We start from the raw sequence: 9,602 nt of genomic DNA on the forward strand, positions 1-9,602 counted from the left end.
CCGAACCGTTTGACCGCATCAGGCTGCTCCAGCTGAGCACAGCTGGCGAGAGGTTCTCAGAAGGCGAGGAGCCTCCTGAGTCGCTGTCCGCAGACAGCGAAATTCCCTGCGCCAATGCTTTTGGCGCACGGGGAAGGTGGGTGAGAAAAGCGACAGCTTTTCGAGGGCGGAGCGAACAAGACCGCTCCGCCCTGTGTCCCGTTTGCAGTGCCGATATTTTGAAAACGTTCCGGTGGAACGTTTTCAATGGGGCTTTCCCTTGATGTAAACTGGTCAAATACAGTGTGTGGTATTTTTAGCCTCCCCTGAAAGGGGAGGTGGGCGGCGGAGCCGCTCGGAGGGGTACTTTCGTGAAATCTTTTTATCGTGTTTTTAATACAAGCGGAGACCCCTCAGTCAGTGCTGCGCACTGCCAGCTCCCCTTTCAGGGGAGCCATATGCAATCAAATTAAACCACCCGAACTGCCCGCGCCCAAAAACGGCTGTCCGCCGCTCCTGCTCCCCCATGGGGACAATCGGAGCGGCAGACAGCCGTTGTGTTTTATCTTTCGATATGCTTACCGTTCCAGAATCTGGCTTCTGTCCGGGCCGTTGCCGACCATGACAACCTTGCACTCGCAGACCTCTTCCAGACGTGCGATGTACTTCTTGCAGGCTTCCGGCAGCTCGTCAAAGCTCTTGCAGCCGGAGATGTCCTCGTTGAAGCCCTCGAATTCCTCGTAAATGGGGGCGCAGTCTGCCAGCGATTCCAGTGTCGGCGGGAAGTCCTTCAGAACCGTGCCGTCCGGCTTCTGATAGCCAACGCACATTTTCAGGGTGCCGATGCCGCTGAGGGTGTCCAGCTTGTTGATTGCCAGACCGTCCAGACCGTTGGTGCGTACCGAGTGGCGCACGATGACAGCATCGAACCAGCCTGTCCGGCGGGGTCTGCCGGTGGTGGTGCCAAATTCACCGCCCTTGTTGCGGATGATGTCGCCAGTCTCGTCGTTTAGCTCTGTGGGGAACGGACCCTTGCCCACACGGGTGGTGTACGCCTTGGCAACGCCGATGATGTTGGTGATCATCTTCGGGCCAACGCCAGTGCCGATGCATGCGCCGGCTGCAATGGGGTGGGAGGAGGTGACATAGGGGTAGGTGCCGAAGTCGATGTCCAGCAGGGTTGCCTGCGCACCCTCGAACATAATGGTCTTGCCCGCCTTGTTTGCCTCATAGGTCAGGACGGAAACATCTGCCACATACTTGGCAAGGCGCTTGCCATACTCGGTGTACTCTGCAATGACAGCGTCCAGATCGAATGCTTCGCCGCCGTAAACTGCGGTGATGATCTTGTTTTTCAGTGCGCCGGTGGTGCGTGCCTTTTCTGCAAAGATCTCCGGATGCACCAGATCGTAAACACGCAGACCGCAGCGCTCGTACTTGTCCATGTAGGTCGGGCCGATGCCTCGCTTGGTGGTGCCGATGTCAGAGTTGCCGCGGAACTTTTCCGACAGACCGTCCAGCGCAATGTGCCACGGCATTACCACGTGGGCACGGGGATCGATCTTCAGGTTTGCGGTGGAAATGCCGCGGCTCTCCAGACTGTCCAGCTCCGAGGTAAAGTCCTTCGGGTCGAGAACAACGCCGGCGCCGATGAGGCAGAGCGTGTCGGGATAGAGAATACCGGACGGGATCAGGTGCAGCTTGTACACCTCGCCGTTGTTGACCACGGTGTGGCCGGCGTTGTTGCCGCCGGTGGCACGGACAACGACATCCGCACGGGATGCCATAATGTCAATGATTTTTCCTTTTCCCTCGTCGCCCCACTGGGAACCGACTACAATATTTGCAGGCATAAGAACTCCTCACTTTTCCAAACATCAAAATTTCGAATGCAGCGCACGCTGCAGCATACCTTTCTATTATAGCAGGATTTCCGACGAATTGCAATAGAATTTGCAGATTTTTTTCTTTTTCTGCCGAACCGCTTCGCCGTTTGTCCCGGGAAAACCGCCGTATGTCGCAAAATGGTTGCTGCGATGCGGGGAATGTGCTATGATAGGAGGCGAGGGGGTGACAGAATGAAAGTCAAGGTGCAACTGGATCGCCGCTATGCCGAGCCGGAGGCGGCAATTTACACGGCGGCAATGACCGGGGAGGTGCAGCAGGCGGTGCGGCTGCTGTCGGAGGAGTCGCCGCAGATGCTGGCTTGCTGCGACGGGGAGAGCGTGGTGCTCGTGGAACAGACCCAGCTGGTGCGGGTCTACGGGGCAGCGAAAAAAGTCTACGCCCAGACCACACAGGGCGAATTTCTGCTGCGCCGGCGGCTGTATGAGCTGGAACAGATTCTGGATCGGCGGTATTTTGTGCGCATCTCCAAGTCGGAGATCGTCAACCTGCGCTTTGTCCGGCGGCTGGATCTCAGCATTGCCGGCACCATCGGCATGCAACTGAAAACCGGCGAAACGGCGTATGTCTCCAGACGCTATGTCAATCACATCAAATCTATACTAGAACAGGGGGCTTTTTCATGAAAAAACAAATTCTGCTGCGCAGTGCTCTGGGCTTTCCGCTGGGGGTCTGCATCAGCAACGGGATTCTTCTGATCTTTGCCGTTTGCTTTGGGGAATATTTTCCTTGTGCGCCGGACTGCGCCGCCCGGTTTGGCTCGGAGGTTGCCGGAGCGGCGGTGCAGTTTTTCCTGTCCGGACTGGTGGGGGCGGTCTTTGCCGGAAGTTCGGTCATCTGGGAGGTGGAGTCGTGGAGTCTGCTTCGAGCCACCGCCACGCACTTTTGCATCACAACGCCCACGTTCTGGGTGGTGTCGCTGCTGCTGGGATGGTGCGGACTGAATCTGTGGGGAGCGTTGTCCTATCTGGGCATTTTCCTCGCCATTTATGTCAGCATTTGGCTGAGCCAGTATTTTTCCTACCGGCGGAAGATCGAGAAGATCAACCGGAATCTGCCGCAATAAAAAACGGGCGGAGTGCACCGCGCACGCCGCCCGTTGTGTTGTCGTATGGGGAGTTTTGGGTTAGAACCTGTCTTCACAAGCGTATCCACGTGTCTTTTCGGCAAATTTTGCTGCATCCTGCGTGAAAAATACTTGCCGGGCGACAGCCCGCCTGCGTATTTTTGCCTTGTCTGCAACAAAATTATGCTCGAAAATCCACGTATATTTCTTGTGAAGACAGGTTCTTATTCTGCCGGTTCGCTCCGGACGGAACGAACGGCGCTGATGACCGCATAGCTGTATGCCGGCAGGATGATGGCGTCGCCATCGCAGATGCCGCTGATGACGGTGCTGAACGCATAGTTTGCGAAGCACTTGTCCCGCAGGGAGACCATGCCGGTTGTCCCGCCACGGTTCAGCAGGACAATGGCGCTGTTGCCGGTCTCAGCATCGTAGCGGGAGAAGCCCACCAGATTGTCCTCCAGCACCAGAAATTCCATCTTGCCCTCTGCGAATGCCTCGCAGGAGCGGCGGATGCTGCCCAGCTGCTTGGTGAATTCCAGCAGTTCGGTGTCCTCGTTGCTCCACGGGAAGCAGCGGCGGTTGAACGGGTCTTTCCAGCCCTGCAAGCCCACTTCATCGCCGTAGTAGATGCTGGGCACGCCCGGCAGGAAGAATTGCAGCACCATGGCGCATTTCAGCAGCGTCTTGCCCCGCTGGTACTCCTCCGGCGAGAGGCTGTTCTGCGCCATCCAGTCCTTGCTCTTGCCGTCGCAGGGCTGACCGCCGAAGCGGTTGATGGCACGCTCGATGTCGTGGGTGGACACGAAGTTCATCAGAACGTCCACGGTGCACTTGGGGTAGTTCTCCAGAATGCCCATGATACGGTCACGGAAGGTGGTGACAGCCTCGCCCTTGATGTAGGCGATGATCGCCTCCCGGAAGGGGTAGTTCATCACGCTGTCCAGCTGGTCGCCCAGCAGATACCGCCGCTTGACACCGTATGCCTCCTTATTGGAAGCGTCCTCCCAGACCTCGCCGATGACGATCTTTTCCTCGTCATAGTTCTTGACGCAGGTGCGGAGGTTGTCCAGAAATTCATCCGGCAGCTCATCCGCCACATCCAGACGGTAGCCGGCAGCGCCCAGACTCAGCCAGTATTCCAGCACGCCGCCCTTGCCGCAAATGTACTTGGTATAGGACGGGTTGTTCTCGTCCACGTTGGGCAGGGTGTCGATGCCCCACCACGACTCATACTCCTTGTTGCCCCAGAAGTGGTACCACGAATAATAGGGGCTCTGCTCCGACTGGTATGCGCCGGGTTCGCTGTATCTGCCGAACTTGTTAAAGTAGATGCTGTCTGCGCCGGTGTGGGAGAAAACGCCGTCCAGAATGACGGAGATCCCATGCTTTTTCGCATCCTCGCAGAGGGTGCGGAAGTCCTCGTTGGTGCCCAGCAGGGGGTCTACTTTGCGGTAGTTCGCTGTGTTGTAGCGGTGGTTCTCGTGGGACTCGAAGATGGGGTTCAGATAGATGCAGGTGACGCCCAGATCCTTCAGGTAGTCCAGCTTGCTCCGGATGCCCTCCAGATCGCCGCCGAAATAGTCGTTGTTCCAGACGTGGCCGTGCTCATCGGGCCGGTAGTAGGGCGTTTCACCCCACTGCCGCATGACACGGTCTGTGGGGACATTCTCGTGGGGTTTGCCGCTGCTGCAGAAGCGGTCGGGGAAGATCTGGTACATGATGCCGCCCTTGAGAAATTTCGGGGTCTGGTAGTGCTGGGAAAAGACGGTGAGCTGGAACATCCCGCCGTTGTCCAGCGTGCCGTGACAGGCATCGCCACGCTTGATGTAGTGGCGTACGCCGCTGCTGGTATAGGCGAAATAGTAGTAGTGCACGCCCTCGTACTTGGGGCGGAACGTGGTGGAATAGATGGTGCAGCCCGCCTCGCTGCCCAGGGCGCACATGGGGAGGAAGCGCTCCTTGAAACCGGTGCGGAATACCACCAGAACCGGGGCATAGTCCAGAGGGGTTTCCTCCGGCAGGCGAATGGTAAAGCGGCACTCCTCGTCCCGGCGGATTGCGCCGAAAGGCGACTTATAGGCTTCGTCCCAGCTGTGATAGAGATATGCCATGGAAAAAGACTCCTTTCTGGTTGTGGAAAAACGGGACAGAACCGGCCAACCTGCCTGCCCTGTCCCGTTTTGTTTCAATCGCTGGATGCAATGGGATTACCGGATGTTCCAGATATCCTTTGCGTATTCATTGACAGCACGGTCAGCGGAGAAGATGCCTGCGTTTGCGATGTTGTGCAGGGACATCTTGGTCCATGTGTCGGTGTCGGTGTACAGCTGCGAGCTGTGCTCCTGCACCTGACAGTAGCTGTCGAAATCTGCCAGGACCATATACGGGTCCATGGTGCGCAGCGAGTCTGCCACTTCGGTGAACTTGCAGCCGTTGATGCCGGCATACATGCGGTCGATGCAGCTCTTGATGATGGGGTTGTTCTGGTAGTACTGTTCCGGACGGTAGCCCTGTGCCTTCAGTGCGTTGACCTCCTCGGTCTTCATGCCGAAGATCAGGATGTTCTCCGGGCCGACTGCCTGACCGATCTCGATGTTTGCGCCGTCCAGTGTGCCCAGTGTTACCGCACCGTTCAGCATGAGCTTCATGTTGCCGGTACCGGAAGCCTCTGTGCCAGCCAGCGAAATCTGCTCGGAGATATCGCATGCCGGCATCAGCAGCTCAGACATGGTGACGCAGTAGTTTTCGAGGAAGTAAACGGACAGCTTCTCGGAAATGCGGGGATTCTTGCGGATCTCCTCGGACAGCGCCCAGATCATCTTGATGATCTGCTTTGCCAGATAGTAGCCCGGCGCAGCCTTTGCCGCAAAGATATAGGTCTTGGGGGTGAAGTCCATGTCCGGATTTTCCAGCAGGGCGTTGTACTGTGCCAGAATGTGCATGACGTTCAGGTGCTGGCGCTTGTACTCGTGCAGACGCTTTACCTGCGCATCGAAGATGCTGCTGGTATCCAGCAGGATGCCGCTATGCTTCTTGACGTACTTGGCGAAGCGCTCCTTGTTCTGCTTCTTGATGGCACGCAGCTGTTCCAGAACCTGCTTATCCTCGGCAAAGACGTCCAGCTTCCGCAGATCGCTGCCGTCCATGAGGAAGCCGCTGCCGATCTTGTCCCGCAGCAGCTGGGTCAGACCCGGGTTGGACTGGTACAGCCATCTCCGGTATGCGATACCGTTGGTGACGTTCTTGAACTTGTTGGGGGTGTCCAGATATTCCTCGTGGAATACGCTGTCCTTGATGATCTCCGAGTGCAGCTTGGAAACGCCGTTGACGCTGTGGGAAGCCATGACGCACAGGGTAGCCATGTGGATCTGGTTGTCCTTGATGATGGACATGCGGGTGGTCTTTGCGCTGTCGCCGCCGTTGCGCTCCATCAGACCGGCGCAGTAGCGGTTGTTGATCTCCACGATGATCTGGAAGATACGCGGAACGATCTGCTTTACCAGGTTGACATCCCACTTCTCCAGTGCCTCTGCCATAACGGTGTGGTTGGTGTAAGCGAAGGTGTTGGTGACAATGTGCCATGCACGCTCCCAGGTGTAGCCGCAGTCATCCAGCAGGACACGCATCAGTTCCGGAATTGCCATGGTGGGGTGGGTGTCGTTGATGTGGATGGCAACCTTCTCGTGGAGGTTCTCCAGTGTGCCGTAGACGTTCATGTGGCGGTTGACAATGTCGCCGATGGCTGCGGCGCACAGAAAATACTGCTGGCGCAGACGCAGGGACTTGCCCTCCAGATGGTTGTCATTGGGGTACAGCACCTTGGAGATGGCGTTTGCCATGGAGTTGCGGCTCAGCGCCTGTTCATAGTTGCCCTCGTTGAATTCCTTCATGTCGAAGCTGGGTGCCTGTGCCTTCCACAGACGCAGAACGGAAACGCCCTGGCTGCCGTAGCCGGAGACATACATATCATACGGAATTGCAATTACGGTGTTGTAGTTGACGTGGGAGAGATAGTGGTAGGAGTCCTGCCAGTATTCCTGCACATTGCCCTCGAAGTGCACTTCGATTGCCTCGTCCGGCTTGGGGTCGAGCCATACGCTGCCGCCGGGGAGCCAGTTGTCCGGCTCCTCGGTCTGCCAGCCGTCCTCCAGCTTCTGCTTGAAGATGCCGTACTCATAGCAGATGGAGTGGCCGGTTGCGGGGATCTCCTGTGTTGCCATGGCATCCAGATAGCAGGCAGCCAGACGGCCCAGACCGCCGTTGCCCAGACCGGCATCCGGCTCGCACTCATAGATGCGGTCCAGACTGATGCCGTAGTCCTTGAGGATGGCGGCAACGTCGTCCACCAGTTCCAGATTGTACAGCGTGGTCTTCAGGGAACGTCCCATCAGGAATTCCATGGACAGATAGTATACGCTCTTTCCGCCAACAGAATGGGTTTTATTGACAAAGTGCTGACGCTTGTGCTTCAGCTTCTCGACCATCAGCGCAGAGAGCACCTGATAGATCTGCTTGTCCGAAGCCTCGTCCGGAGAGACGCTGCAGTCCAGCTGGAGTTTGTCCACAAACTTCTGCTTCAGTTCTTCTCTCTGGGGATTGATCTCTTGTTTTCTCAAAGCCATTGTATCCTCCTCTTCCGGCGAAAAACATCTCATATATCACAGTAATCTTGACGTAGGAATGGCATGGTGCGCCGGCTTCTCCATGCTATCATCTTTTATTATACCGGATTTTCCAAATTGTTGCAATAGCCGATTTCACTAAATATTTCAAAGAAATGGGATGGGTTTCGTGATATGTGATTGCCGGCGGGGCGTATTTTGCGATATTTTTTCCAAAAATCGGACTACAGATGAAGTTCTTGATCCATGTCGTTTATTCGCCGATTCTGTGATAAAATGTTGAAGAATCTTGCGGAAACACGAAATGCCGGCGGAAAAAACGATGACAAAAAACGTGCTGCTTTTTCAAAAAGTTACAAATTGAGGTCGCTCCGTGCCAAAAACCACGGTGGATTTTCATAGATGTGCACAAATTATAGGGTGTGTTTTTGTGCAGTATCATCGAATTTTCGAGCGCATGCCAGAAAAAGTCTTGCAAAACGGTTACAAACGTGCTATAATACCTACTTGTACGGTGATACTGTCCGTCCGGAGGTGTGTTCTGCGTTTCCTCCGGCGGACTCTCTGCCTGCCGTTTTGCCGCCCGATACCATGGGCTGGCAAAGCTTGCAATGCAGGCGGCGCACAAGTTCCTACGGGGCAGAATGCCCCGGGGCGGGTTGTCTTGTTTCACGACGGATCCTCTGATTCGACAGGACAATGCCGGCAGAGCGTGAAATGCCGATCCGCCTTTGGACCGGACAGGCGTGCGCCGCACCGCTGAGCGTGAGGAAAAACTTCATGATTCCGGCGTGCCTTGCAGCGGCGGTCTTTCTGCCGTACCGCGATGCAGCACGACTGCTGTAGACGCAAACCAACGATCACAACCAAAGGAGCGAAAGTATGCGTAACAAACTTATGGCAGTCGTTTTATCCTGTCTTACATTTTTGACCCTGTTTGTTTCCGCCCTCGTACCGATGCAGGCATCGGCAGTTTCCGTGGACGAAATGACCAGAGCCGCAGTGAGCATCATCACAAGCAACGAGGGAACCTACGGTTCCGTCAACCGCAATGACTGCGGCGCAGTCAGCGTCGGCATGCTGCAATGGCACGCCAACCGTGCGCTTCAGCTGATGCGGTCCATCGCAGAGGCAGACCCCGCTTCTGCACAGAGCATTCTGGGCGGCACGTTCTATCAGGAGGTCATCACGGCTTCCGACTGGAGCTACCGCACCTTCTCCGTTTCGGAGGGCAGCGCAGCTTCTGCACTGCTCAGCTCCGCAACAGGCGTGGCAAAGCAGGATGCGCTGGCTTACAATGATGTACAGGGCTATATCAATTCCGGAATGAACTACGGTCTGATCAACGCCGGCGTGCTGGTGTACTATGCAGATCTGTACAACCGGGGCAGCGGAATCGCCGCCCAGCTTCTGAACATTGCAAAGGGCAGCGGTTCCTACGGGGACATCACGCTGTCCACCCTGCACAACACGGCGCTGGCAAACAGCTCAAGCTACTACACCACACGGCTGAACAATGCCTACAACACCATTGTCTCCTACGGCTGGGGAGATTCCTCCGCATCCGGCGGCAATGGCGGCAGCACCACGCCGGATACCTCCGACTTCTCGGAGAGCTACGCCGGCACGTATGTGGTAACTGCTTCTGCACTGAACGTTCGCAGCACACCGTCTACCTCCGGTTCGAAGGTGGGCGAGATCCCCAACGGCGCTTCCGTTGCAGTTTCCTCTGCCAACGGCAGCTGGGCAGCGGTTTCCTATCAGGGAATCACCGGCTACTGCTCTATGGATTATCTCCAGCTGAAGGCTGCGGACACCACTGCACCGGCAGAAACCACAACCGCAGCAGAAACCACCACGACCACCGCAGCTGCCTCCGGCACGGACGGCTTCTCCGAGCGCTATGCCGGCAGCTACCAGGTAACGGCTTCGGTTCTGAACATGCGGAGCGCACCGTCTGTTTCCGCCTCTAAGGTAGGGTCGATTCCCAACGGAACGATTGTTACGGTCACCGCTGCCAACGGCAG

General features: G+C 56.6%; 5 protein-coding genes and 1 pseudogene. 3 read left to right on the top strand and 3 right to left on the bottom strand.

The window, feature by feature from the left end; all coding sequences use genetic code 11:
• Positions 1-557: 557 nt before the first annotated feature.
• Positions 558-1,832 (bottom strand): adenylosuccinate synthase, encoded by a 1,275-nt coding sequence (locus tag QZL66_RS09565; protein ID WP_022411495.1) that lies wholly within the window; start codon positions 1,830-1,832, stop codon positions 558-560.
• A gap of 225 nt (positions 1,833-2,057) precedes the next feature.
• Here QZL66_RS09565 and QZL66_RS09570 point away from each other — a divergent pair, with 225 nt between their 5' ends.
• Complete coding sequence (locus tag QZL66_RS09570) at positions 2,058-2,510, top strand: LytTR family DNA-binding domain-containing protein (protein ID WP_022411496.1); 453 nt, start codon at positions 2,058-2,060, stop codon at positions 2,508-2,510.
• Entirely contained in the window at positions 2,507-2,950 is a 444-nt protein-coding gene (locus tag QZL66_RS09575; RefSeq protein WP_022411497.1) for a DUF3021 domain-containing protein, read from the top strand. Before QZL66_RS09570 ends, QZL66_RS09575 begins: the two co-directional genes overlap by 4 nt.
• 224 nt (positions 2,951-3,174) lie before the next feature.
• Here the strand turns inward: QZL66_RS09575 and QZL66_RS09580 are convergent, their stop codons facing one another.
• Complete coding sequence (locus QZL66_RS09580; RefSeq protein ID WP_022411498.1) at positions 3,175-5,064, bottom strand: glycoside hydrolase family 13 protein; 1,890 nt, start codon at positions 5,062-5,064, stop codon at positions 3,175-3,177.
• Between the two features lie 96 nt (positions 5,065-5,160).
• A complete protein-coding gene (locus QZL66_RS09585; RefSeq protein WP_022411499.1) occupies positions 5,161-7,575 on the bottom strand; it encodes a glycogen/starch/alpha-glucan phosphorylase in 2,415 nt (804 codons plus the stop codon).
• Positions 7,576-8,457: 882 nt separating this feature from the next.
• Between QZL66_RS09585 and QZL66_RS09590 the strand changes: the two are divergent.
• Positions 8,458-9,602 (top strand): annotated as a pseudogene (locus QZL66_RS09590) (SH3 domain-containing protein); the annotation flags it as partial.

Source organism: Ruminococcus sp. CAG:330 (assembly GCF_000437175.1).
GTDB lineage: Bacteria > Bacillota > Clostridia > Oscillospirales > Ruminococcaceae > Ruminococcus_C.